Source organism: Ruminococcus turbiniformis (genome assembly GCF_020687545.1).
GTDB classification, from domain to species: Bacteria; Bacillota; Clostridia; order Lachnospirales; family Lachnospiraceae; genus Mediterraneibacter; species Mediterraneibacter turbiniformis.
On sequence record NZ_JAJEQX010000010.1, the window covers coordinates 74613 to 100949 of the forward strand.

Consider the following 26337-nt stretch of genomic DNA (forward strand, 5'->3'; position numbering starts at 1 on the left):
CTCTGTTTTCCTGTTTCTTCTAACGGTACAGAACACTTCTGATGCGTTCCATCGCCTCTTTCAGCATACTCCTCGGACATCCCACGTTAATTCTGAGGTGTTCCTCGCCGCCCGGCCCGAACCAGGGGCCCGGGACACAGATGACAGCCGCTTCAAGTACAACCCGTTTAAAAATCTCCTCGTCTCCAAGGCCCAGCCCCGAAAGGTCGAGCCATCCCAGGAAAGTACCTTCCGGACGTATCATAGAGGCCCCGGGCATGTTCTCTTTTACAAACTCCTCAAGGAAATCAACGTTTGACTGCATATACGCGACTTCCTGTCTGGCCCACTCAGCCCCCTCCGGGCTGTACGCCGCGATGACCGCTTCAATTCCAAATGTATTCTTCACATCCAGGGACATGGCTGTCTGGGTTTTTACAAACGCGTCTCTGATATCCTTATTGGGAATAATAGAAATACTTCCCTTAAGCCCGGCCACATTGAATGTCTTTCCCGGAGCTGTCAGATGAATAAAGTTCTGCTCATATCTTTCATCAAGACTGAGAATCGGATACTGTCTGTGTCCTTCATAAATGATATCCCCGTGAATTTCATCCGATACAATCATGACATTGTGCTTCAGACAGATCTCCGCCACCGCTGTCAGTTCCTCTTTTGTCCAAACTCTGCCTGTGGGGTTGTGCGGACTGCACAGCACCAGCATTTTGTTTTCCGGACACGCCGCAAGCATTTCCAGTTCTTCCAGATTCATTGCAAACCGTCCGTCCCTGATAACCAGCCCGTTGTTGACTACCTTCCGGTTATCATTTTTTACGATCGTGGCAAAAGGATCGTAAACAGGCTGCTGGATAATCACGCCGTCCCCTTCTTCTGTAAACGTCCGTACCGCAATGTTAATTCCCGCTACAACAGACGGCAGATATGTAATCCACTCCGCTTTCACATCCCAGCCGAACCTCATTTTCTGCCAGTAATTTACAGCCTGGTAGAAGCTCTTCATAGGCGCGCAGTATCCGAAAATTTCTTTCTTCACGCGCCTCTCCAAGGCTTCCACTATAACCGGAGCGCATGCGAAATCTGTGTCTGCCAGCCACATCGGAATCATTTCTTCCGGAATTTCCCGATGCAGGTACGATGCGACAGCTTCCGAATGCCATTTCATGTCGTTTGTCTGTTTTCTGTCTACTTTTCTGTCGAAATCGTATTTCATGTTTTCCCTCCTTTTAGTTTCGTTCTCAAACCGTTTCGTTACGAAACTTATTATAAAAAACGCATATTATTTTGTCAATAGATTTGAAATTTTTATTTATTTTTGTCATAATGTACTAAGATCAAAAAATGTATAATGTAGAAAGCACATAATGTAAGGAGTACATTTTTATGGAGTATTCTAAAGAATTTGACGAACTGGTTGAAAATTTCTATGAGATAGAAGAGATTATAAACGCCCTTGAAAGAGAGCCAAAAACGTACAACACGGACGAGCTGCTCTTTTTTACCGAAGCCCATACCCTCAAAAAAATTGCCGAAAATGAGGGAATCAGCCAAAACGAACTGGCCCGCATGATGTACCGGACAAAAGGCACAACTTCCGTCATTATTAACAAATTGGTAAGCAAAGGACTTGTGACAAAAAAGGCCGGAAAGGGCGATATGCGGCGAAACGAACTTTTTCTGACGGAAAAAGGGAAAAGTGTCAACAACTATCACAAGGAATATGATGCGGTAAAGCTGTCCGAATGGTGCAATGGCTTCTCGCTTACAAAGGAAGAAATAAGGACTGCAAATCATGTACTGCGCACCTGCCTGGAAGCATATCCAAAAACAATTTACCGGGGAAAAAGAGAGAATTAATACCGCGCCGGCGGGAATTTAAAAATGAGTCATAAAATGAGCAGGAGGTATTTTCATGAATAAAAAACGAATCATTCTGGCGGTTGCAGTTATCGCCCTTCTGGTACTTTTTCTGAAATACAGCGATTCTGTATTCAGCGCTGCCGCGCTTTTGAAAAATATTTTAACGCCGCTGCTGCTGGGATGCGCTATTGCATATGTCCTCAATATCCTTGTATCCAAAATCGAACAGCTTCCTTTTTTCAAACATCCGGGGGCTGTTCTTTACAAAGTCCGCCGTCCGGTCAGCATCCTTGGCTCGATCGGAATTATCATTGCAATCTTCGCTCTGATTATCCTGATCGTAATTCCGCAGCTTACGGAGGCTGTAGGAGTTCTCGTCAAAGAGATTCCCGCCGCGATCTCCCGGCTTATCGCCTGGCTTTCTTCTTCTGACAGAGACTGGCCAAGCCTTGAGAAATTCTTAACCTCCCTCAATGTAAACTGGGAACAGATCGTACAGAAGGCTGCTTCCCACCTCACAAGCGGACTGAGCAACATTTTCTCATCGACAGTATATATTCTCGGCAGTATCGGCTCCCTGGTCGTTAACTTCGTGGTAGCGCTGATCTTCTCTATTTATATACTTGCGGGACGCGAAAAACTGTCTGCACAGTTCCAGACTGTCGCGAAGACATATATCAAAGAAAAATATTATCACAAAATTGCCGTTGTACTTTCAACCGCCCATGACACATTTACAAAATTCATTATCGGACAGTGTACTGAAGCAGTAATTATAGGCTGTCTCTGTACACTCGGCATGTTTGTACTGCGTTTCCCGTACGCCAGCATGGTAGGCGCGCTGATCGGAGCCACCGCGCTGCTGCCGGTTGTCGGAGCATATCTCGGAGCCGGCATCGGAGCATTTATGATCTTTACCGTAGATCCGCTCAAAGCAGTCGGCTTTCTTGTGTTTATCGTTATTCTTCAGCAGATTGAAGGAAACCTGATCTATCCGAGAGTCGTAGGTTCCTCGGTCGGACTACCCGGCATCTGGGTGCTGTGCGCCGTCACAATCGGCGGCGGCCTGGGCGGTATCTTCGGGATGCTGGTCGCAGTACCCATCACGGCGACACTGTACAAACTGCTCCAAAATGATGTGAGAAGGAGGCGGGCAATTTCATGAGAGATCAGATCTTTATAAGTTACAGCCACGCAGACAGCGAATACCAGCTTCGGCTCCGGAAACACCTGTCATCTTCGCAATTTTCCTGACATCCAGAATACGAGAAACATTTATCTGTATTCCCTGGATATTCTCAAATGACCCCGCATTTTTTATCTGTACGATCCATATATGTTTTCTGCAGCGCCGGCATCATCCGGCGCTGATTTTATGCAGACGGCGCTCATAAGTCCGGGTATTTCTCGCCAGACTTATAAAATCACACTTTTTGATACAGACTATTCAAATAGAATTCATTTTTGTGCAAATTCAATCAAATTCAGTCAAGAAATATGTGAATTATTTTGATTGACTTTGACTGAGTTTGAGTTAAAATAAAATCAGAACAAGAAACAGAGGAATAAAAATGATCTACACAGTCACATTTAACCCTTCACTGGATTATATCGTCTCTGTTGATGACTTCCGGCTCGGACTTACAAACCGGACGGCTTCAGAGCTCCTCCTTCCGGGCGGGAAAGGCATCAACGTATCCACTATCCTGAACAACCTCGGCATTGAGAGCACAGCTCTTGGCTTCATCGCCGGGTTTACCGGACGGGAAATTGTAAGACGCACAGAAGAAATGGGAATCCGCTCGGATTTCATCTTCATTGACGAAGGGTTCTCCCGGATCAACGTCAAACTCAAGAGCATCGACGGCACGGAGATCAACGGTATGGGGCCTCATATCAGCCCGGAGAAGGTCGAAGCGCTGATGGAGAAGCTGGATGTGTTAAGAGAAGGCGATCTGGTCATCCTTGCCGGAAGCATCCCTTCCACTATGCCGGATGATATTTACAGCCGGATCATGGAACGTCTGCATGGAAAAGGCGTCGGATTTGTGGTGGACGCGACGGGTGATCTGCTTCTCAATGTGCTGAAGTACCGCCCCTTCCTCATCAAACCGAACAATCACGAACTCGGCGAGATCTTCGGCGCGGAGATAAAAACCCGTAAGGACGCCGTCCCCTACGGAAAGAAGCTCCAGGAAATGGGCGCGCGCAACGTCCTTGTCTCCATGGCAGGCGAAGGCGCCGTGCTGATCGCGGAGGACGGAACCGTCTGCGAAGCCCCCGCTCCGAAGGGAACGCTTGTAAACGCCGTGGGCGCAGGAGACTCCATGGTGGCAGGATTCACCGCAGGGTGGATGGAAAAGAACGATTACCGGCACGCATTTTACATGGGCGTAGCATCCGGAAGCGCCAGCGCGTTTTCCGAGTATCTGGCGACAAAGGAAGAGATCCTTGCCCTGTACGCTCAAATCGCCCCGGCGGAATAACACCTGACGCCAGGCCGTCTGCAGCAGATACGACTGTTTTATGACGCTTGCCCGGTATAAATGTCACAAAAACGGAGAGTAAAGTAAAAAGAAAGGAAGACTGTAAAAATGAGAATTACAGATTTGCTGGACAAACGCAGCATCTCGCTGGATGCAAGTCCGAAGACGAAGAATGAAGCGCTCGATCAGATCATCGACCTGATGATGAAGAGCGATAAGATCAGAGACCGCGAGGCATACCGCGCGCAGGTCTACGCCCGGGAGGAAGAGAGCACAACCGGCGTCGGAGAGGGAATCGCCATTCCCCACGGCAAGTGCGACGCTGTCACAAAACCCGGACTTGCCGCCATGGTCGTAAAAGACGGCGTGGACTTCGATGCCCTCGACGGCGAGCCTGTCACCCTGATGTTCCTGATCGCGGCGCCGAACACAGAGGATAACGTACACCTGGATGTTTTAAGCAAGCTCTCCGTCCTCATGATGGACGAAAACTTCTCCAACAATCTGAGAAACGCACAGAGCGTCGATGAATTTCTGGCCATCATCGACAAGGCAGACTCCGAAGAGAGCAGCATTGACGAGCGTCTCGCAGATACCGGAGCTGACAGCGCGGATGTATCTGAGGCCGGAGACCGGTTTAAAATTCTCGCAGTCACCTCCTGTCCTACCGGAATCGCCCACACCTATATGGCGGCTGAAGGGATCGAGAAGGCGGCAAAGGCGAAGGGATGTTTCGTCAAGATCGAAACTCGGGGATCCGGCGGAGCAAAGAACGTGCTGACTGACGAAGAAATCCGAAACGCAGACTGCATCATCGTGGCAGCCGACGCACAGGTTCCCATGGACCGGTTCGACGGGAAGAAAGTGATCGAATGTCAGGTATCCGACGGCATCAGCAAGGCAGATCAGCTCGTAGAGCAGGCCATGTCCGGAAATGTTCCCGTCTACCATGGAGCCAGCGCTTCGTCCCCTTCTGCCCCGTCAGGCGGAAAATCAGGCGGCGCAGGACATAAGATTTACACCCAGCTTATGAACGGCGTCTCCCATATGCTTCCCTTTGTAGTCGGCGGCGGTATCCTGATCGCGCTCGCGTTCCTGATTGACGGACTGAGCGTTGACTTAAACTCGCTTCCCGCGGACCAGAGGGCAGATTTCGGTACGATCACACCGGTCGCAGCGCTTTTTAAAGGTATCGGCGATACCGCGTTCGGATTCATGCTCCCGGTACTTGCCGGATTCATCGCCATGGCGATCGGAGACCGTCCGGCCCTGGCTGTAGGATTCGTAGGCGGTATGATCGCATCCGGCGGAAAGTCCGGTTTCCTCGGCGCGCTTGTTGCAGGCTTCGCAGCCGGATATATTATCCTGGCACTCCGCAAAGCGTGCGACAAACTGCCTCAGGCCATTGAAAAAATCGCCCCGGTTCTCCTCTATCCGGTGTTCGGTATCCTGATCATGGGACTTCTCATGAACTTTATCGTAGAACCGGTCATGGGCGGCATCAACACCGCGCTGAACAGCGGACTTGCGGGCATGGGTGAGTCAAGCAAGGTTCTCGTGGGACTGATTCTGGGCGGCATGATGGCAATCGACATGGGCGGTCCGTTCAACAAGGCAGCTTATGTGTTCGGAACTGCTGCCATCGCGGCCGGAAACTATGATATCATGGCGGCTGTCATGATAGGCGGCATGACGCCTCCGTGCGCAATCGCGCTTGCTACTCTTCTGTTTAAGGATAAGTTCACAAAAGAGGAACGCGAAACCGGCCCCACTAACTTTATCATGGGACTTGCCTTCATCACAGAGGGCGCGATCCCCTTCGCGGCATCCGATCCGCTCCACGTACTCCCCGCCTGCATCGCGGGTTCGGCCGTGGCAGGAGCGCTCTCCATGGTCTTCGGATGCACACTGATGGCGCCCCACGGCGGCATCTTCGTGTTCCCGGTAGTAGGAAACGCACTCATGTACCTGCTCGCGCTTGTGATCGGAACTGTCATCTCGGCGGTGCTGCTCGGTCTGCTGAAGAAAAAGGCCGCATAATTTGGAGTAGAATATTTCTTAAAACTGGCGTACAATAGAAGGAAATACGAAAAAGCCTGACCGGCTTTCCGCAAAGTGAAACACACATATCTGTGCCTGGAGGCTCCGGCGTTTCGGGCACAGCGCCGTTTGCGGATGCCGGAGGACGAAAGAGGTTGCCATGCTTTCAGAACAGAGATATGAAAAAATCCTGGCCCTGCTGGACGAAAAAAAGAGCGTCACAGTGGCTGAGATCACAGAACTCCTCGGCATTTCCGAATCTACTGCGCGCCGCGACATTACAGCGCTTGACAAGGCCGGAAGGCTGACAAAGGTATTCGGAGGAGCCGTCATAAACAGCGGCTCCTTTGTCATACAGGAACCTACCGTCGCACAGAAGGTTGAAATTCGGAAAGCGGAAAAAATCAGAATTGCCCGCCATGCGGCGGACCTGATTGAAGAGACAGACTTTGTCTATCTGGACGCCGGGACGTCCACCGGCTACATGCTGGAATTTCTGGCGCAGAAAAAAGCCGCCTTTGTGACAAACGCCGTGGCTCACGCCCAGCGGCTGGCCGCACAGGGGAACCGGGTCTTCTTAATCGGAGGCGAGCTGAAAAGCTCCACCGAGGCAGTTGTCGGATCACTGGCAACAGAGACGCTGTCCCGGTATCATTTTACGAAGGGGTTCTTCGGAACAAACGGAATCAGCAAATCCGAGGGCTTCACCACACCTGATGTGGGCGAGGCGCAGGTCAAGCGGACTGCCATGCGTCAGTGCCGTAACCGGTATATCCTGGCCGACAGTTCCAAGTTCGGCAGCATCAGCGCCGTCACATTCGCCGCGCTGGAGGATGCCGTGATTCTGACAGACGAGATACCCGAAGGGTATCAGAAAGAGAATGGAATTGTAAAGTGCGGGGAATAATGCCCCGCACTCTTTTTGTACAGGCGACGAGCCAAAGTCCGGGCTTGCCCGAGACCTTGGCGACCGCTTACAATCCCGGAATGTGCCTTTTGGCACTTCCGGTGATTATGCGATTTGGGGTGTTCCCCTTAATCGCCCCTTGCCTGAATTTTTCAACTATCTCAGGTACGCCTCCACCCGCTTCGCAACATTCTCCTGCAGATTCCTGTAAAAAAACTGATAATCATATATATGATATTCCCCTTCCTTCAGGAAGGAAAGCGCCGCCGGATAATCTTCCGGGGACACATCTGTCACTTTAAGCGCGCCTCTCTCTTCATCAATATAGGCGCCCGTAAGCTGAGGTATCTCCTCAGTTATATTTCCATCATAATCCGTAAAACACGCACCCAGATTCAGCGACCGGTCCGCTGCGGTGCTGTCTGTCCGCCAGTTCAGCGGATTAATACTGTAGGACCAGCTTCCTTCCGGGATAAAAAACGAATCCGTGATATCCTCTGCCTCTGAACTGAAGGCAACAATCACTCCAGTATCTGTCTCTCCGGACGCCGGGACAAGCTGCGGGTATTCTTCCACGTCCTCTTTCGTCAGCGCCCACCCGATGCAGTAACATGCGATCATATCGTCCAGTTCTTCCGGATAATTCTTCATCAGCTCCAGACACATGTAGGCTCCCTGGGAAAATCCCGCCAGAACGAAGGGGTTGTCATCTTTTTTGTTTTCAAGGTAATATTCAAATGCCGCGGATACGTCCTCATATGCGATCTCATAAGATTCTTCCATCCTTCCTGCGTCAATGGCCGACAGAGATCCCTGGCGGTAATAAGGAGCGTACATGTCCAGCGTCTCCTCATAGATTCCGCGCTCCATATTCAGCGCACCCAAAAAACTCTGCCGTCCCTCTTCGTCATCGATCGGCATGTTGATTGTATCCTCATCTCCCGCGTAGGTTGTAGGCCCGATCAGAAACAGGTCCGCCTCACAGGAATCATCTGTTCCGTTGTACGCCCACATGCTGTCTTCGGAGTAGTCCGGCGCACTCTCCTGCGCTGCCGGATCTGTACTTTCCGTCCTGCTCTGGCCGCAGCCGCCCAGAAGTGTGCAGAACATCAAAGTCACTGCTGCAAAGCCGGCTATCCTCTTTCTAAATTCTTTTTTCATTATCTTCTCCTCATAACTCAAATGTTCAGCACACAGGTCATTTCGTACCACTGCTCTTTTCCCCATGCAGAGTCAGATATTCCCCGGTTTTGAAATCCCATTTTCTCATACATCTTTATCTTTGACTTCAGACAGGTCAGAATAATCCACTTCCTGTCCCTATCCCACTCCCTGCGCAGATACTGGTACATCATTTCCCGGGCAAGTCCCTCTCCCCGGTATTCCGGGAGCACATCAAGCCCGAGAATCATGACATTTTTCCCATCGGGATTATGAAGTTCAGGCTGTGTATAAAATTCATCTCTCAGAGAATATTCGTCCGTGGCAAGTCCGTCAATAAATCCGGCCAGCTTTCCCGTCTGCCGCTCAGCTGCAACGAGGAACACATCCGGCGCAGTTCTGACACGCTCTCGCATAATATCCTCACTGCACGCTTCATTGGGCGGAAAACAGATCCGTTCAATCTCCGCCGCCTGATCCGCTTCCTCAGGGAGAATCGGACGGAACTCAAAACGCTCCGTCAAAGGCTTATCCGAAAAGCCGTATTGTTTCAAAAGATCCTGCGCTCTTGACCGCCCTTCCTCCATCCTGCCCATTGTATCAAAGTCGTAACCTTTCCAGCTCAACTCCCTGTATCTGCAAAATTCGTTGTTATCCTGCGTCCTTGTAAGATACATAAGCATGAGAGACAGTTCTTCCAATGACTGTTCATAAGACTTTTTACTTTCCATCTTTTCACCCCACTCCAAAATCGGTTATCTCATAAAGCACTTCCACGTCCGGGTCGTCAAGAAGCCAGCGGTATTCTTCCATAAACCATCTCACAAGCTCCTCATCGCGCCGGATCGGCGTGGAATTGTTGTTGAACACATTGACGGTTCCGTGCTTAAAATATTTCTTCATTGCAGAAATGTCATTTCGGATCATATCCTTTGTCTGCCCCTCGATCCCAACCATCAGACAGATCGAGTCAAACAGCGCCGCCACTTCCTCAGGCCTCCGGAAATCCGCGTGTTTGTTCAGCACCTTTTCCCGGAAGTCGTAATCAAATGTCTCCACTCCGATCTTGTACGTGACCGGAATACCGAAAAACTCTCTCATCTCATCCAGACGTTTCCGGTAAATCCAGTGGCTTTCAAAGATAAGCCTGTCAATCTTTTTCTCATCCACAATCTCCCGGATATCTTCCAGTGTCGCGCGGGGAAGCTCAAAGCAGCTGCCCGAGTTGATGGCCTCGAGCACGCCGTATTCACCCGTGACACGGGAGAGCACCTCCCGGTTCTGCCGCACCATCTCTTCTTCGTCTCTTCCATTATCTTCGATATAATCGCAGAATGTACATTTGCCCCAGGCACACGGAAATGCCCGCAGGAGCACGATCTCTCTTCTGTTTTTCTCTGTAATCACACTGTAGCGTTCCATCCGTCCGCCCTCCTTCTGATTCTGACAGCGCTTCCTGCGCTTTTGGCAGCGCCGTATTTCTTTGTCCTGCCGAGCGCCTGCACCAGTGCGGCCCTGTAACTGAACCGTTGCTTCAGCCTCTCCCGGGCACGCCTGTTACTGCACTCTCCCCGGACTTCCCGGGCATTTCAGTCTCTCCCGGACATCCTGCGCTTAAGTTCACCGGACATAAGCGGGAGAAAGGCGCTCACTGCCAGAATCGAAACGCACCGGTCCGCATAGTCGGTCAGAAACTGAACCGTGAAAATACTCCCGGTAAGGCCGAGCGGCGTCCGCGCCAGGAACTGCACAAGTATCGTTGACCCGGAGGATGTCACACCCCCGAACAGTGCCGCATTAATCAGCGCGCTTACAATCGTTCCCGGAACTGTCACCCCCAGCCCGAGAAGAAATATTTTCATTCCCTTCACAGACCGTCCATGCAGCAAAACTCCGCTCACCAGTCCTGTGATCATCCCCACCGGCGCGAAATAAAGAGAATAGATATCTGTTGTGATACCCATGAAAATACCGCTCAGCAGGTTGGGAAGCATTCCGAACCAGGGGCCCAGCACCGCACCGGTTAAAATCGTCCCGATGCTGTCCAGATAAATGGGCAGCCGCAGCATGAGAGCGATCTGTCCTCCCACGATGTTGATGACAACCGCCATCGCCACGAGGCAGATCTGATATGTATTAATTCTTCCTGCATGTTTTGTTTTCATTTACACTCCTCATTCCCATCAGTGCGGATTCTTTTTCAGTACTCTCGTCATGAAAAAATCCATAAATCTGTCCGCGTCTGTCTCAGTCAGAACATGACTGTTTGCGTCCTTTCTCCAGAAATTCATAGAGTCAGTCACACTCTGTCCCCGGCAGATACCTTCCGTCTCCACCGCCGTAAAGCTGTCGAATCCCGTACACATGGACGGATCGATCAGATAAGCGACTGCAAGCGGATCGTTGATCACACAGCCGATGATCCCCTCCTGTTCCCAGTGAAAGTCCATATAAAAATCCGTGATTTTCCTGATAAACGTTCCGGTGTCATTATCGAGCCTTTCCATATAGGACACAAGGTTCGGCGTCAGCACGATTTTCCTTGTGACATCCAGTCCCACCATCTCGATCTTCTTTCCCGCTTCCGCATACATCTCGTAGCATATCTTTGCGGCTTCGGGATCACACCAGTAATTATATTCTGCTACCGGAGAACAGTTTCCGTGGCTTTTAAAGCTTCCGCCCATGGACACAAGTCTCGGTATGCGCCGGATCAGATCCGGTCTCTTCTGAAAGAGCCGCGCAAGATTCGTCATCGGGCCGAGAGCGAGAACTGTGATCTCCTCTTTGTCCAGCGCTTCTTCCAGAAATTCCACGGCGCTCTTATCCGGGAACGATCCCGGGACATCAGGAAGAAAGCTTTCGCCCAGCCCGTCGCTTCCGTGCGTATCCATGGCGTCCACGTATTTTCCCGCCAGAGGAACCATCTCCCCGATATAGACCGGTATCTCCTCTCTTTCCGCCTGTCTTAAAACCTTTCTCGCGTTGCGCGCCCCCATATCCGCGGGCACATTGCCGGATACCGTTGTAATCCCGGCAATATCCAGTTCAGGGGACGCAAGCGCCAGAAGAAGAGCCAGCGCGTCGTCGATCCCCGGGTCACAGTCAATAATCACTTTCGGCATAAAAAAACCTCCTGATGAATCATCCCTTTTTATGGCAAAATCCTCCACAAAAAAGGCATACTTCACCAGAAGATACCTGTTTTAAGCCTAGTTTTTTATACTGGGAGGATTTCGAACCAGTCCTATAAAAGTTCTATAAAGCTTCATGTAGTATAACAAATCACTGTCCAAAGTGCAAGAAAATTCTTCGCGCACTCCTCTCCGGAAACCACCGAATATTCTGCCCCCTCCCCCTTGACAACGGTGCTATAGTATAGGTGTAGCAAAGTAATACACTTAACAATACCTGCTTATAAAAAAGTTAGAAGGCTGCTAAGCGTGATTCAGTGATTGGAGGAAAAGATAAATGAATACTTTAAAAGCTGAAAAAAGAGACCTGACAATTAAAGCCAAAAAACTTAGAAGAGAGGGATTTGTTACCGGGAACCTCTTCGGACGCGAAATGAAGGAGTCCATTCCGCTCAAGATGGAAAAAGGCGATGTAGACCGGCTTCTGAAGACAGAGGGCAAAGGCGGAAGAGTCCAGCTTTCTGTAGAGGGACAGACATATGACACCTTAATTAAAGAAGTAGATTTTAATGCAATGAAGGGCTGGGTAGATGAGATTGATTTCCAGGCTCTTGTTAGTACAGAAAAGGTACATTCCTCTGCGGAGATTCATCTTATCAACGCCGAGAAACTTGTCGCCGGAGTACCGCAGCAGATGCTCCACGAGGTAGATTTCAAAGCGCTTCCGTCCGCTCTTGTTGAAAAAATCGAGCTGGACATCGGAGATTTGAAAGTCGGCGATACGATTCGTGTGGCAGATCTTGACATTGCAAAAGATAAAGATGTTGATCTGACAACTGATCTGGATGCCACTGTTGTAACCGTAACAGAGATAAAAGCTGCGGCTGCTGATACTGACGCAGAAGAAGAAACAGCAGAAGAATAATCTACAGAAGAATATTCGCGAAATTTTCACTAATTTTTTTGCAAAAGCAGTATATATTTCGACATCTTATCCAAATCTTAACATTTTCTTAGCATTTGTCTTGACAGTGTTTATTGCCGGGTGTAAACTGACACCCATAAAAGCAAAGGCGCTTTGGTTTATACCAGGGCGCCTTTACTTTTATCATAAAAATACCTGAACCGGTACAAAGATGTGCATCGCAGAGCTCCCATCCTCTGCGGTGCATTTTTTTGTTCCGGGGTCTGAGAGGAGGAAACTTTATGACTGAAGAAATTTTAACTGCAGTTAATGAAGCCGTCGGCACCGAAGTATTTGGTATCTGGTTCCTGATCGGAGCCGCCTTCGTTTTCTTTATGCAGGCAGGATTCGCAATGGTGGAGACAGGATTTACGCGTGCCAAAAATGCCGGAAACATCATCATGAAAAATCTGATGGATTTCTGTATCGGCACATGCGTCTTTATCGTCCTCGGATGCGGCATTCTTCTGGGAGAAGATGCGCTGGGCGGCTTCATCGGAATTCCCACACTGGGAATATTTACGGACTATGCCAATTTTGACTGGTCCAACTTTGTGTTTAACCTTGTATTCTGTGCCACGGCGGCCACGATTGTATCCGGCGCCATGGCAGAACGCACAAAGTTCCTCGCCTACTGCGTTTACTCGGCAGTCATCTCCGCAGTAGTCTATCCTGTGGAGGCCCACTGGATATGGGGCGGCGGATGGCTTTCGCAGATTGGCTTCCACGATTTCGCCGGTTCCTGCGCAATACATATGGTCGGCGGGCTTACCGCCTTCATCGGAGCCGCAATGCTCGGCGCAAGAATCGGGAAATTCTCCAGAGATAAAAACGGGAAGGTGACAAAAGTCCACGCTTTTCCCGGACATAATCTGGTAATCGGATCACTTGGCTGCTTTATTCTCTGGTTCGGATGGTACGGTTTTAACGGTGCTGCAGCCACAACCGGACCGCAGCTTGCGTCCATTTTCATGGCTACCACAATCGCTCCGGCAGTTGCTACCGTTGTCTGCATGATTTTCACATGGCTCCGGTACGGAAAACCGGATGTCTCCATGTGTCTGAACGCATCACTCGCCGGACTCGTAGCCATCACTGCCCCCTGTGATGTGGCAGATACCACAGGTTCTATCATCATCGGGGCTGTAGCGGGTGTACTTGTCGTATTCGGCGTATGGTTCTGTGACAATGTTGCTCACGTTGACGATCCGGTCGGAGCCGTGGCTGTCCACTGCGCGAACGGTATCTGGGGTACAGTCGCAGTAGGTCTGTTCGCGACGACCAGCGTTCCGGAATCCACCATCAACGGCCTGTTTTACGGCGGCGGGTTCCGCCAGCTTGGAATACAGCTTATCGGTGTTGTCACAGTCCTTGCCTGGACCGCGGTAACTATGATTATTGTGTTTAAGCTCATCGATATAACCATCGGCCTCCGGGTATCCGAAGAAGAAGAAATCATAGGACTTGATTCCAGAGAACACGGACTTGCATCCGCCTATGCAGGATTCAGCATTATGGATATCACAGAAGGCGGAATGTCAGAAAACGAAAATACCGATCTCGGAATCAGCGAATATGAAAAAGCTTCTGAAGCTCAGAAAGCGGTTTCTGTTCCTGTAGCCGGACCGGTTGATCCGGATACAGGCATGCATAAAGTCGTAATTATCGCAAAACTTTCCCGCTACGAGCGCCTGAAATCCGCTCTTAATACCCTGGGAGTTACCGGAATGACAGTGACACAGGTTATGGGATGCGGCATACAGAAGGGCGCCGGAGAACGGTATCGTGGAGTTGAAATGGATGTGACCGTGCTTCCGAAAGTAAAAGTGGAAGTAATTGTAGGAAATATCCCTGTTGAAGATGTAATTGAAACGGCAAAGAAAACGCTTTATACAGGACATGTGGGCGATGGAAAAATCTTCGTTTATAATGTACAGAAAGTGGTTAAAGTCCGTACAGGAGAAGAAAACCTGGCTGCTTTAAGAGATGTGGAATAAGAGGTTTTCCTGTTATCAGCGCCTGAGGGCAGAGCTTTAAAAATCCGGCTCTGCCCTCAGGCATTAAACTTTAAAATTCTGATCTACCGATACCACACCGCCGCCTCATACGGCTTCAGCGCGATCTCCCCGTTCTCTTTCACTTCCGTTTCCGCATAATTTCCAAGCACTCTCTCAAAACCTTCCAGCTTCGGCGCGCCCTTCCACTCATACTCTCTTCCATAGAAGTTTGCCGCCACGATAAGCTCATGGCGGTCAGCTTCTGATAATAATGGAAGATGGAATCCTCATCTTTCAGCTGATCCGCGGCATTCACCCGCGTATGGTTTCCGTTCACCGCGATCCACGGCTCGTTTCCGCCCTCAGCGGTAAATCCGGCATACTTCGTATCATCCCACTGCATCGGTGTACGGCCGTTGTCACGGGAGTGCACCTGGATGATGCGCAGGGCATCCGAAGCGGACAGCCCCCTGTCCTGAAGGATCTGGTAGTGATTCAGGCTTTCCACATCTTTAAACTGCGAAATGTCTGTAAAGTCAGTATTTGTCATTCCGATCTCCTCGCCCTGGTACACATACGGCGTGCCGCGCAGGCAGTGGATCACCGTGCCGAGCATCTTCGCAGACTCTTTCCAGTATTTTCCCTCGTCTCCGAAGCGGGATACAACACGCGGCTGGTCATGGTTGCACCAGAACACGGCGTTCCATGCATTGTGCTCCGCCATTTTTGTCTGCCATTCAAAGATGATATCTTTAAGCTTCTGGAAATCTGCCGGGACAAGCACCCACTTCTCATTTCCCATAAAATCCACTTTCAGGTGATGGAAACTGAATACCATGGAAAGCTCCCCCGTCTCGCGTCCTGTATACTGATAGCAGTTTTCAATGGATGTGCTGGACATCTCACCCACTGTCACAATCTCCGCGTCCGTTCCAAAGGACATGTCATGGAGTTCCTTTAAATACTTATGGATCTTCGGTCCGTCAGTATAGAACTTTCTTCCGTCCCCTGCCGGATCGTCCTCAAAGCATGCCTTGCTGATCAGGTTGATCACATCGAAACGGAAGCCCTTCACACCTTTCTCCATCCAGAATTTTACAATATTCTGAACTTCTCTTCTGACATTTTCATTCTCCCAGTTTAAGTCTGCCTGGGTTACATCAAAGAGGTGAAGGTAATACTCGTCAAATTTCTCTACATACTCCCAGGCGCTTCCGCCGAACTTGCTCTCCCAGTTGGTCGGCGCGCTTCCGTCCGGTTTTCCCTTGCGGAAAAAGAAGAAGTCTTTATAGTACGGATCTCCCTCCATCGCTTTTGTCATTCTGAGGAGATACGAAAAACGGCGTAAGCCAGATATAATCCGCTCCCAGTTCTTTTATATAATCAAGCTTTTCAATTACGCCGCGAAGATCCCCGAGGCCGTCCCCGTTTGTGTCGCGAAACGATTTAGGATATATCTGATACACAACGCTTTTCCTGAAGTCCTTATTCATAGCTTTTAACCTGTCCTTTCCTGAATCTTCTGGCCGATATCCGCCCGTCCGGGTTAATCCCATGTGATCACCGCTGTCTCGCCTGCCTTCGCATCCATGCCGGAGTGCAGTGTAACATTTGACGCATCTCCTTCTCCTGTCACAATCAGCATAGTCGTACACGGATGTCCCGCCGCTTTGATCTTTTCCGAATCGAACTCAATAAGCGGCTGGCCTGCCTTTACGTGATCTCCTTCATTGACAAACAGCTTAAATCCGTCGCCTCCCATATCGACCGTATCAACCCCGACATGGATCAGAAGCTCAAGGCCGTTCGAAAGTGTAAGCCCGCACGCATGGCCTGTATCCGCCATCACAACCGTGACATCACAGTCTGCCGGAGCAGTTACAACTGTATTGGCCGGTTCGATTGCCACTCCGTCTCCCATCACTTTCTGAGAGAACACCTCATCCTGTACCTGGTCAATCGGAATTACTTTTCCGTCCAGAATGGACTTGAGTTCCTTTACTCCTGAAGCGGCCCCGCTGTCTGCCGTTCCGGATGCATCCGCGTTCTCTGTCTGCGGCTCTGCCACTGCCGCGGCCGGCTCTTTTCCAAATTTCTCTTCATTTGAAAGCTTCATTCTTCCGACAATCATCGTCAGAATAAACGGAATCACGATCGCCGCGCAGGAGGAACCGATCATTCCGCATACAAGCGGGAACACATATTTTAAGTTAACACCGAAAAGCGCCGGCTCTGTTACGCCGAGGTAGCATGAAATACATGCCGGCACATTAACCTGCTGCGCCCTTTCATTCTTTTTCTGGAGAACCGACATGGCGAGCACGCTGGAACCCTGCGCGATATTGGACAGAGCGATCATCGGCCAGAGGATTGTAGAGCCTGCCGGGGACGCGATAAGCTGTGAATCGATGGCGTTGGTCATGTGATGCAGTCCTGTCATAACAAGCGGCGCATACAAAAGACCAAATATCGCTGCGAATACAAATCTGAAGTCAGATGTAAGCCCTGCGTATACCACATCGCCGCGATGACCTGACCCTGATAACCGATCATCTGCACTTTTGCGAAGCCGAAATCCCATACCGGAATCTCATCCGCAGGTGTTGACGCTACGCTGAAACCGTTCAGAAGCTGGGAAGATACAAGCGTCAGACCGAGGATGATGCCGAGGATCTGCGTTGTTCCCATCTTCTTTGTAATCGACCACACAATCCCCACAGGCAGCAAATGGAATACCGCCTCGCCGATCAGCCAGAGGAAGCTGTCCACACCGGCCCAGAACTGGGACACATCGATGATTGTTTTTGTACCGTTGTCAAAGAAATAAATACCGTCGATCACATTGCGGAATCCCAGCACAAGACCGCCGCAGATCAGGGCCGGAATCAGAGGCGCGAAAATCTCTCCCAGAGTTCCCATAATCTTCTGCGCAATATTCTGGTTTGTTTTTGCCGCCGCTTTCACTGCATCCTTGCTCACACCTTCGATTCCGGCGTATGCAGTAAATTCATTGTAAAACACCGACACATCATTTCCGATAATAACCTGATACTGGCCCGCCTGCGTAAACGTGCCCTTTACACTTGGAAGCTCCTCAATCTCCTTTTCATTTGCTTTCTTCGGATCCACAAGAACAAAGCGCATCCTCGTCATGCAGTGAGAGACAGCCTGTATGTTCTCCTTGCCGCCGACGAGCTCAAGCAGACGTCTGACGTCATTATCATACTTTCCCATCGCTCCTCTTCCTACCTTTCTTTACTTTAATTCCATTGTTCCCCTAACCAGGATTCTCAAACCGTTAACTTGTTTGAACAACCTGAATATATCACGCTCTCATAATTTAACTTGATTTTAGAAAAGCAGCTTTCTATAATGGAAGATGTTTAAACAAGATTGATAAAGGGAGTGCAGTATATGCCAAAAGCAATCTACGATCGGATTTACAAAGATTTAAAAGAAAAAATAGAAAATGAATATTATGCGTATCAGCAGATGCTTCCCTCTGAAAATACACTGGTGCAGGAATACAGCTGCTCACGCAATACTGTACGGCGCGCCCTTGCAGAGCTTGCCGCGGACGGATATGTACAGTCCATGCACGGCAAAGGCGTCCGTAATATTTTCCTTCCGGTAGAACAGGCCGCGTTTACGGTCGGCGGCATCGAGTCCTTTAAAGAATCTGCCATCCGCAACCGTCGCAGGCCTTCCACCCGGGTACTGCTGTTCACGGAGCTTACAGCAGATGAAAAAATAGAAAAAAAGACCGGTTTCCGAAAAGGAACCGATCTTTATTACATCCAGCGGCTGCGCTTTTTAAGCGATATACCTCTGATTCTCGACCATAATTATTTTTTAAAAGAGGCGACTTACGGCCTGACACCCGAAATCGCGCAGAACTCAGTCTATGAATATCTGGAAGGAGAACTCGGTCTTACAATCACCACCAGCAAGCGCACGCTCACCGTTGAGAGAGTAACTCAGGTTGATGAGATGTACATTGATTTGAATGACTATAACTGCATGGCCGTTATCACCAGCCAGACTTTTAATGATAACGGCATACAGTTTGAATATACACAGTCCCGCCACAGACCTGACTATTTCCGTTTCCAGGATGTGGCATCCCGGAAAAAATAAGACTGCTGTTTTGTGTCCGCTCAGATGCGTCTGGTGTCCGTGTGATCATCAGCCGCGTCCGGCAGACATGCCTGGATATCCGTAATTCCTTTTCCCGTGTTCGGGTGAAGCGCAGAGTACCCGGCATCCGCCAGAAAAGCGGCCATTAGAATCACGCACACCGCCCTTACTTTCTTTTCATTAAACTTTTCAAGGATATTGTCGATCATAGGCGCAAGCACATAGACAATAGCCAGTCCGCCTACTCCGAAAGTCAAAAGTCCTTCCGCACAGATTCTTCCATGCAGATTCAGAAAATATCCGCTGTAGTCCCACCATTTTGTTCCCCCGGTGGCCATCTCCATAACGAATGACGTCATATACTCCAGAAAACCGCATACAACAACCGTCATAGCAAATTCCAGCGCCGGAAGTCTCCGGAACCGGTTCAAAAGCGTCAGGATTAAAACAGCTCCTGTTCCATAGATCGGAAGCCAGGGTCCGTAAAGAGCTCCCCTGTTGACAAAATTTCCGTACTCAACCAGATGCATCCCCACTTCAAAAACCCAGCCGAAAATAGACAGGCTCAGAAATATCGCAGCCAGGGACCATACCGAATAGTGGCGCATATAATTTAAAGACTGTACAAGCATGCGTCTGTCTTCCTCCGGCAGCGGATAAAGCCGTACAGGATATGCTTCTCCCCGCGCGTCATCCATCAAAGCCTGAAGGCGTACAACCTCAGCCTGCTGTTTCTCGTACTCCCGGTCCTGGGCCCTTCTCATCAGCAAAATCCCGAAGTTCCTTGCAAGGAAACCGCGCCATCCGCTTAATTCCGCTTCCGTCTGTTTTTCTTCCTCGTCCGGCAGATCTTCCATCAGATCAAGTACATCACTGTATTTCGCGGCGATCACCCAGTCCTCGGCCTGTTCGTAAAGATATGTGTCATACAGGAGCTCAGCCCCGGGAATCCGCTTCTCGATCGCTTCTTCTCTAAGAGACGCATAATATCTGGTAAACACTGCCACCTTATATGGATTTGTATACAGAATATTAAACACTCCCAGCGTAAGCATCCCCAGAATCTCCCATCCGAGAAACGAGAGTTCAAACACAAAGCATTCCCACTTGTGCCCTTTCATCATCTTCCTTGACAGTGTAATGGCCTCCCGCGCGGTCATGTCCGGATTCTCGGCGGCAATATACGGCACAAGATAATAGGAGTATCTCTTCACTGCCGCTCCCACAATGGTAAAACACCAGAGGAGATAGCAGATATATTTTACAAACATAATCCACGATGCTTTCATCCATTTACGGATGCGCAGAAGGAATACAAACCGCTGCGGAGTCACCCGGTCATAATTCATCCCCTCCAGAAAAACTCTCCGTATAACAACCGGAAATGTATTCTGGATAAAAAACCAGAACAGAAACATAACTGCCGCCCCAAGAAGAATCAGAAAGAAAATTCCGATATTTTCCGATCCTGTTATGGACGCGATTGCGGCAACCGCCGTCACGATTATCGAGCCGGAGCTGACCTGGTTTACCACGTTTGACAGCACTCCTCTTGTGCGTCCAAACATGGGATTGCCCTCCTCAGAACGCCTGATGGCATTTTCCCTGATCTCCTCTGACAGCTCCCTCCCGGCCTGCGTATTGTCCTCTGCCATAATCTGAAGCACATCCTGCCACGAAATACTGTGCATGCCCGTCTTGATATTGAAAGTCACCTTACCGTTCGAACTGTCTATGTCTTTTTCAATCTGCTCATAAGTCTGTTCGTACCCGTCTCTGTTCCGGGCCGACGAAAAATTCAGGGAACTTCTGAACTCCGATGAGAGAAACGCCGCGATCAGGCAGGCCGCCACAAAAATCACGTAATGTTTCTTCAGAGACTCTCTTCCCAGTATTTTCAGTTGTTTTCTTCTTTTCATCTTTCAGTACATGCGGCAGAGCGCAAACCGCGCTCTGCCGCCCCCTCTTTTATTATTCTTTTCTGTCGGCACCGGTACACACTGACTCTACTGAATGTCGAGATATGTCTTGTGTGTAGGAGCCGGGAACGCCCCGTTCAGTGTCCTGATATCGTCATCGTCCAGCGCCACATCCTTAACCGCCCAGTTTGCAAGTACATGCTCTGCTTTTCCGCTTCTCGGAATTGAAATCACATTGTCACGCAGAAGGGTAAATGCCAGGAGTACCTGCATCGGAGTGATGCCATGCTTATCCGCCACTTCAGCGACAGCCGGTGAATTTACGAGCCCTCTTCTCAGGCTTCCCGCCTGAGCGAGCGGGCAGTATGCCATACAAGCCACATCATTCTTTTCCATCCAGGGAAGCAGATCATATTCAATGCCTCTTGACCCAAGATGATAAAGCACCTGATCCACAAGACAGTTCTTTCCCCCGGGTACGCGGGAAAGTTCCTGCATATCGTCCGTATCCAGATTAGAAACGCCCCAGCCTTTGATCAGGCCCTGAGCCACCATCTCCTCCATACACTCCACCGTCTCACTAAACGGCACAGAGCCTCTCCAGTGGAGCAGGTACAGATCGAGATAATCCGTCCCCAGTCTCTGAAGCGTATCCTCGAGACTTTTGAAGATCCGGCGTCTTCCCGCATTGCTGGGAAGCACCTTGGATACAAGAAACATTTTCTCTCTGTCATATCCTTTAAGCGCTTTTCCGATCAGTCTCTCAGAGCGTCCGCTTCCGTACATCTCCGCCGTATCAACCAGTGTAATACCTGCATCGAATCCCGCCCTTAACGCCTCGATTTCCTGCTGCTCTTTTCTCGGGTCATCTCCAAGATACCATGTGCCCATTCCGAGTCTCGGCATCTCGCGCCCGTCTTTTAATTTTATTGTACTGTTCATAAATCTCCTCACTTTCCGGACAAATCAACATGAAACATGTCTAGCATACCACTATTTCTCATTTCTTTCCACACAAACGTTGGATATCTTCTCGTAATATTTCACAATGCTGCTGTGATCCTCTTTTCCGTATCCGTCTGCTTTTACAGCCTGCAGAATCTCCATCACCGACGCTGTCAGGGGAACTGACACCCCCGCCGCATGGGACGCATTGAGCGCATTCATAAGATCTTTAATATGAAGTTCCACCCGGAATCCCGGTTTAAAGTTCCGTTCCATCATCATAGGAGCCTTTGCGTCAAGCACTGCAGATCCGGCCAGTCCGCCCCGGATTGCTTTATACACAAGCTCCGGGTCTGCCCCTGCCTTCACCGCCAGTGTGAGCGCCTCTGATACTGCCGCAATATTCACTGCAACAATAATCTGATTAGCCAGTTTTGCGATATTGCCCGATCCGATCCCGCCGACATAAACCACAGACGCAGCCATCGCCGACAGGAGATCATAATATCTGTCAAAAGTTGCCTTCTCTCCGCCTGCCATAACCGAAAGCGTTCCATCAATAGCCTTCGGCTCTCCGCCGGATACCGGGGCGTCCAGCATATCAATCCCTTTTTCCGCAAGCTCTGCGGCGATCGCTTTTGTCTCTGTCGGGTCGATGGAGCTCATATCAATAAGCGTCAGCCCCGCTTTCGCCCCTTCAATAATGCCGTCTTTTCCAAGCGCCACCTCTCTGACCTGCGGGGAATTAGGCAGCATTGTGATCACCACGTCACACTGTCCCGCGATCTCCGCCGGAGTATCCGCAATATCCGCGCCCAGTTCCTCCATCTCTCTGGCGGTCTTCCTGTTGTGCCCGCTCACCACAAGCTTATACCCTGCTTTGATCAGGTTTTTGCCCATCGGCTTTCCCATAATACCCAGTCCGATAAATCCAACTTTCATAATACATCCTCCTGTAATTTCATTTTTTTCTGTCCCGCTGTCACAGCACTGTCACATGGCTGCCAGCTTTATAAGCCCCAGCACAGCAAGGTGCGCCGGATAAAATATATAGAAAAACCATTTTGAGAAGTTCTTTCCTCTCTCACTTCTTCTTCCATTATAATATTTCACAATGCACACACCTGCAAGGGCAACTCCACTCATGTTGATCAGTCCGTACGCCAGAGCTGCTGCCGAAAAAGTTCCTGTATATGAAGTGATTCCCAGATAATTATATACACCGAATAAAACCGCGGCAATAGAAAATGCCTTTCTTATCTGCCCGGATGCCGGATTTCCTCCTGACATGATCCATCCGTGCAAAAACAGCAGTGTAAAAACCGGCGCGAAGAAAAACCAGTCGCAAAGCATGCTTACGCTGAATATGACGATATAGGCAAGCGCCCTCGCAATTATGCTTCTTACATTTTCCTCAATCCAGATCAGCCCAAAACACAGGCTGAGAGAGAAAAGCATATTAAAGCCGACAAAATTCACTCTTCCATCCATCCCGAGCCCAAGCGCAAAGCAGAACGGAAACTCCGAGATCACCGCAAAGAGCAGAAGGCGAAAAAAATACCTCTTCTTTGAACTCGTATAGTGGTATCCTTCGACGAGAAAATATATCATGGACGGTGCCGTAAAGTATCCGATTCCTTTCAGCACTTCCCCCACCGGATCATACTCAGGGAGAAAAACGTTTGCGATATGATTCAGCAGCATGGCCGCCGCCGCGATATATTTGATTGCGTCCCGGCTAAGTCCCCCTGTCTCTTTCCGGATTCCTGAAGAAGAAATTGCCGGGTCATTTGCCTGTAAGCCCATAGTTGTTCCTTTCATCAAAAAAGCTGTACTTTAAAAAGATAAGCGTCGCCTATACAAAAAAACCCCGGGAACATAGTTCCCGGGGTTATCAGAGGCGCAGACCGGATTTGAACCGGTGAATCAGGGTGTTGCAGACCCACGCCTTACCACTTGGCTACTGCGCCTGATTATGAGCACTTTGCACCTGATCCCAGGTACTTTTGTGCAAATGACCCCGACGGGAATCGAACCCGTGTTACCGCCGTGAAAGGGCGATGTCTTAACCGCTTGACCACGGGGCCATAAAACAGTCACTGTCTCCGCAGTGACCGTTTCATATAATATCATAATCACCTCCCGATTGCAAGTACTTTTTCATAATATTTTGCGTACATCTCCTTTTCCTTGTTTTTTATTATATTTTCCATACAAACCAGCTGTTCATATACCAAAATCAACCGCTCATATTCCCCGTTTTTTCTCCATCATCTTACAGAAAATTACCGCCGCTCCTGTGCTCACCGCCGTAGCCAGTATTCCCGCTCCCACGATTCCAGCCGGATTTGCACTCCCATACTGACTCCGGTACGCAATCACATTTACCGGTATGAGCTGAAGCGACGAGATATTTATAATAAGGAATGTACACATCTCGTTGCTTGCTATCCCCTTTTTTCTCGCCATTTTAGAAACTTTTTCTTTTCTTCTAATATCTTTTAATTTCTCAAGTTCTTCCATTGCCTTGAGTCCTGCCGGCGTGGCAGCCCATCCGAGCCCGAGGAAATTCGCAATGAAATTTACCGCTATATGTTCCTCCGCCTTATGACCTTCCGGAAGATTCGGAAAGAGAAACCGGATCACCGGCCTCAGCTTTTTCGATGCCATACCGATAATGCCGGCCCGTGATGCAATCTCCATAATTCCCATCCAGAACGCCATCACTCCGATCATTGTAATGCACAATGTCACTGCTTCTCTGGACGAATCCAGCGCTGCCGTTGTGATCTCTTCAATTCTCCCGTTAAACGCACCGAATATAATCCCGGCCAGAATCATTCCGGCCCAAAGATAATTAAGCATCCGCTCACTCCTGTTCCCCTTCTGCAAACTTCCACATATAATCACGCACAGTCTCAAAAGGCGCAGGGCCCACGCTCAGAACCGCCTCATGGAACTCCTTCTGTGAGAATGTCTCTTGTTTTTCCTCAATCCAGTCTTTTTTCAGTTCCAGGAACTCCACATATCCAATATAATACTTCAGATAATTTCCCGGCGACCCGATAATCAGATCATAAATCCGCTCTACAACGGCTGCGTCTGTAATTCCATAGCTGCTGAAAAACGAGATCGTGTCCATCCGGCTCCATCCCTCGTAGTGAATCCCCATATCTGCAAGCGCATAAAGTCCGAGAATGACAGACGCATTTTTCTGTAGAATGGTCGCCTGCTGTTTCGGAAGCGGCGTCAGATAGTAGCTCCCCATCTCCGCATAGGTTGCCCATCCTTCCACATAGCCTCCAAAACTGAATATACTTCGGATCGGATCGGGATCCAGACTCTCAAAGTAGATCGTCTGATAGAGATGTCCCGGATACCCTTCGTGCGCAAGTGTCGTAAAGAGCGTCAGATCATCCCCCATCTGTGACTGATTCAGATAGATCACGTTTTCTTCTGCATTGTCAATCGCCGGTATCATATAGAAAGCCGGACTTAAGTGTTCCTCCATCTCCTCCGGAACATATTTCACTTCAAGAGCCGTATCCGGAGGTTCCGGGAAAGCCGCCTGAATCCCTTCCTCCAGGTAACTTAAAATCATCTCCGCCGACTCTCCTGGCACCGCTGCTGCTTCGACAGCTTCAGCCGCAGCATTGAGTGCCTCCGCTGCCGCCTCCCCTGTTCCTTTCTCTGTCTCTTCTTCAGTTTCAAGGTCTTCTCCCGGGGTAATTCCAAGTACCTGTTCCATCGTTTCCAGATCATCCGTGATCTGCCGGCGGGTCAGATCTTCCATCTCCTCCACGGTCCGGTCAGATCCGGTCTGCCGCTTCACACTCAGCTCATAATATTCCTTTCCTTCTGGAAGATACATAAGCCCCTGCGTGTTCTGCCCGGTTCCTTTCAGCTCATTGACCGCTGCAATAAGCGCCTCGTACGCAGGAATAATATAATCCTTTACCATAAGCGCATTATCCTGAATATAGTCACTTTTTTCTTTCTCGCTCAATCCCTCTACTTCTATTACTCTGTCCGCAAATGTAGAATACAGATAGTTCCCATCTCCCATATCAAGAAATGCCTGACACTGTTCGATCACGGCATCTGCCGCGTCATCTGACATAAAAAGTCCTTCTGCTGACTTTTCACGCTCAAACACAATAATGTCATCGAAGTATTCCCCCGTCTTCTTCAGCAGCGCCAGATAAGAATCAATATCATCTCTGTCATAAAACTGATATTCCGAAAGAACAACCGGAATCTGAGTCTGCACTCCGCTGACCAGCCCGAGCGGTTCTTCATACATAATATAATCTGCACTCCGCTCTGCCATCTTAAATTCAAAGCTCAGAATATCATATGTAATCCGGTTTTCCGTATTCAGTTCCTCATAGGAAAATCCTTCAAGCGCCTGCCGCGTATTTTCGGCCGCCGCCCTGATGATATCCGGATCGGTTTCAAAATTTCCATACGTTGCCTCCGGCTCCTCAATCCCATAGTCTCCCGGCTCTTTCAGCGTATAGTGAAGAGTGATCGTATCAGCCGCCACTTCTCCGCTGAAAACTTCCCGTGTATATTTCTCAAATTTTTCATTCTCATCTTTTCCCCCGCTCCCGCATCCGGAAAGCGCAGCGCATATTACCAGATTGAAAACCAGCACAAGCAAACTTAAATGTTTCTTTTTAAATTTATCAAGTCTTTTCACGCGTTTCAAGTTTTCACTCTTCATTAAAGTACCCGCTTTTTGCAATGGCTTTACTGTATCCTATGCCAGATACAATTGCGATATTCCA

Annotated in this window: 21 protein-coding genes, 2 tRNA genes, 2 pseudogenes and 1 riboswitch; of the genes and pseudogenes, 8 read left to right on the forward strand and 17 right to left on the reverse strand. The window is 49.5% G+C overall.

The genetic code is table 11. From position 1 onward, the window contains the following. Positions 1-19: 19 nt before the first annotated feature. Positions 20-1210, reverse strand: coding sequence for a MalY/PatB family protein (locus LKD70_RS07240; protein WP_227707373.1), 1191 nt, complete (start codon positions 1208-1210; stop codon positions 20-22). A 170-nt stretch (positions 1211-1380) separates the two neighbouring features. On the opposite strand from LKD70_RS07240, the gene LKD70_RS07245 reads away from it, so the two are divergent. The 5 genes from LKD70_RS07245 to LKD70_RS07265 all read left to right on the forward strand — a co-directional run bounded on the left by LKD70_RS07245 (position 1381) and on the right by LKD70_RS07265 (position 7290). Next, positions 1381-1854: a MarR family winged helix-turn-helix transcriptional regulator gene (locus LKD70_RS07245; protein ID WP_227707374.1), complete on the forward strand. Its 474-nt coding sequence runs from the start codon at positions 1381-1383 to the stop codon at positions 1852-1854. A 55-nt stretch (positions 1855-1909) separates the two neighbouring features. Further along, entirely contained in the window at positions 1910-3022 is a 1113-nt protein-coding gene (locus LKD70_RS07250; protein WP_227707375.1) for an AI-2E family transporter, read from the forward strand. A gap of 406 nt (positions 3023-3428) precedes the next feature. Further along, positions 3429-4343, forward strand: a complete 915-nt coding sequence (gene pfkB, locus LKD70_RS07255; RefSeq protein WP_227707376.1) for a 1-phosphofructokinase — start codon at positions 3429-3431, stop codon at positions 4341-4343. A 108-nt stretch (positions 4344-4451) separates the two neighbouring features. After that, on the forward strand, positions 4452-6383 hold the full coding sequence (locus LKD70_RS07260) for a PTS fructose transporter subunit IIABC (protein WP_227707377.1): 1932 nt from the start codon (positions 4452-4454) through the stop codon (positions 6381-6383). 160 nt (positions 6384-6543) lie between these two features. Next, a complete protein-coding gene (locus LKD70_RS07265) occupies positions 6544-7290 on the forward strand; it encodes a DeoR/GlpR family DNA-binding transcription regulator (protein WP_227707378.1) in 747 nt (248 codons plus the stop codon). 156 nt (positions 7291-7446) lie between these two features. Here the strand turns inward: LKD70_RS07265 and LKD70_RS07270 are convergent, their stop codons facing one another. The 5 genes from LKD70_RS07270 to LKD70_RS07290 all read right to left on the reverse strand — a co-directional run bounded on the left by LKD70_RS07270 (position 7447) and on the right by LKD70_RS07290 (position 11576). Continuing rightward, entirely contained in the window at positions 7447-8451 is a 1005-nt protein-coding gene (locus LKD70_RS07270) for a DUF3089 domain-containing protein (RefSeq protein ID WP_227707379.1), read from the reverse strand. A gap of 17 nt (positions 8452-8468) precedes the next feature. Continuing rightward, complete coding sequence (locus tag LKD70_RS07275; RefSeq protein ID WP_320442591.1) at positions 8469-9182, reverse strand: GNAT family N-acetyltransferase; 714 nt, start codon at positions 9180-9182, stop codon at positions 8469-8471. 4 nt (positions 9183-9186) lie between these two features. Then, positions 9187-9873, reverse strand: a complete 687-nt coding sequence (locus tag LKD70_RS07280; protein WP_227707380.1) for a radical SAM protein — start codon at positions 9871-9873, stop codon at positions 9187-9189. 167 nt (positions 9874-10040) lie between these two features. Continuing rightward, positions 10041-10616 carry an ECF transporter S component gene (locus tag LKD70_RS07285; protein WP_227707381.1) on the reverse strand — a complete coding sequence of 192 codons (576 nt, stop codon included), beginning with the start codon at positions 10614-10616 and terminating at the stop codon, positions 10041-10043. Between the two features lie 18 nt (positions 10617-10634). Next, positions 10635-11576 carry a nucleoside hydrolase gene (locus LKD70_RS07290; RefSeq protein ID WP_227707382.1) on the reverse strand — a complete coding sequence of 314 codons (942 nt, stop codon included), beginning with the start codon at positions 11574-11576 and terminating at the stop codon, positions 10635-10637. Between the two features lie 81 nt (positions 11577-11657). Then, positions 11658-11702: riboswitch (PreQ1 riboswitch) on the reverse strand. A gap of 220 nt (positions 11703-11922) precedes the next feature. Between LKD70_RS07290 and LKD70_RS07295 the strand changes: the two genes are divergently transcribed. Beyond that, the gene (locus LKD70_RS07295; RefSeq protein WP_227707383.1) at positions 11923-12510 is read left to right on the forward strand and encodes a 50S ribosomal protein L25; all 588 of its coding nucleotides are present in this window, start codon (positions 11923-11925) and stop codon (positions 12508-12510) included. Positions 12511-12791: 281 nt separating this feature from the next. Next, the gene (locus tag LKD70_RS07300) at positions 12792-14546 is read left to right on the forward strand and encodes an ammonium transporter (RefSeq protein WP_320442592.1); all 1755 of its coding nucleotides are present in this window, start codon (positions 12792-12794) and stop codon (positions 14544-14546) included. An 83-nt stretch (positions 14547-14629) separates the two neighbouring features. On the opposite strand, the pseudogene LKD70_RS07310 reads toward LKD70_RS07300, so the two are convergent. The 3 genes and pseudogenes from LKD70_RS07310 to LKD70_RS07315 all read right to left on the reverse strand — a co-directional run. Next, a pseudogene (locus tag LKD70_RS07310) lies at positions 14630-16039 on the reverse strand (alpha-amylase family glycosyl hydrolase). 53 nt (positions 16040-16092) lie between these two features. Beyond that, positions 16093-16614 (reverse strand): PTS sugar transporter subunit IIA, encoded by a 522-nt coding sequence (locus tag LKD70_RS18740; RefSeq protein WP_407690926.1) that lies wholly within the window; start codon positions 16612-16614, stop codon positions 16093-16095. Next, positions 16600-17780 (reverse strand): annotated as a pseudogene (locus LKD70_RS07315) (PTS transporter subunit EIIC); the annotation flags it as partial. The pseudogene LKD70_RS07315 and the gene LKD70_RS18740, both read right to left, overlap by 15 nt. 180 nt (positions 17781-17960) lie before the next feature. Here LKD70_RS07315 and treR point away from each other — a divergent pair. Continuing rightward, positions 17961-18683 (forward strand): trehalose operon repressor, encoded by a 723-nt coding sequence (treR, locus tag LKD70_RS07320; protein WP_227707384.1) that lies wholly within the window; start codon positions 17961-17963, stop codon positions 18681-18683. A gap of 20 nt (positions 18684-18703) precedes the next feature. Here the strand turns inward: treR and LKD70_RS07325 are convergent, their stop codons facing one another. The 8 genes from LKD70_RS07325 to LKD70_RS07360 all read right to left on the reverse strand — a co-directional run bounded on the left by LKD70_RS07325 (position 18704) and on the right by LKD70_RS07360 (position 26273). Further along, entirely contained in the window at positions 18704-20602 is a 1899-nt protein-coding gene (locus tag LKD70_RS07325) for a DUF975 family protein (RefSeq protein WP_227707385.1), read from the reverse strand. Positions 20603-20689: 87 nt separating this feature from the next. After that, positions 20690-21544, reverse strand: coding sequence for an aldo/keto reductase (locus LKD70_RS07330; protein ID WP_227707386.1), 855 nt, complete (start codon positions 21542-21544; stop codon positions 20690-20692). Between the two features lie 51 nt (positions 21545-21595). Then, positions 21596-22489, reverse strand: coding sequence for a 2-hydroxy-3-oxopropionate reductase (garR, locus tag LKD70_RS07335; protein ID WP_227707387.1), 894 nt, complete (start codon positions 22487-22489; stop codon positions 21596-21598). A 51-nt stretch (positions 22490-22540) separates the two neighbouring features. Beyond that, positions 22541-23353: a TraX family protein gene (locus LKD70_RS07340; protein WP_227707388.1), complete on the reverse strand. Its 813-nt coding sequence runs from the start codon at positions 23351-23353 to the stop codon at positions 22541-22543. A 92-nt stretch (positions 23354-23445) separates the two neighbouring features. After that, positions 23446-23517: transfer RNA gene (locus LKD70_RS07345), tRNA-Cys, on the reverse strand. A gap of 45 nt (positions 23518-23562) precedes the next feature. Further along, positions 23563-23634, reverse strand: a tRNA-Glu gene (locus LKD70_RS07350). Between the two features lie 160 nt (positions 23635-23794). Further along, complete coding sequence (locus tag LKD70_RS07355; RefSeq protein ID WP_227707389.1) at positions 23795-24412, reverse strand: nucleoside recognition domain-containing protein; 618 nt, start codon at positions 24410-24412, stop codon at positions 23795-23797. Positions 24413-24416: 4 nt separating this feature from the next. Further along, on the reverse strand, positions 24417-26273 hold the full coding sequence (locus tag LKD70_RS07360) for a DUF885 domain-containing protein (protein ID WP_227707390.1): 1857 nt from the start codon (positions 26271-26273) through the stop codon (positions 24417-24419). Positions 26274-26337 lie beyond the last annotated feature (64 nt).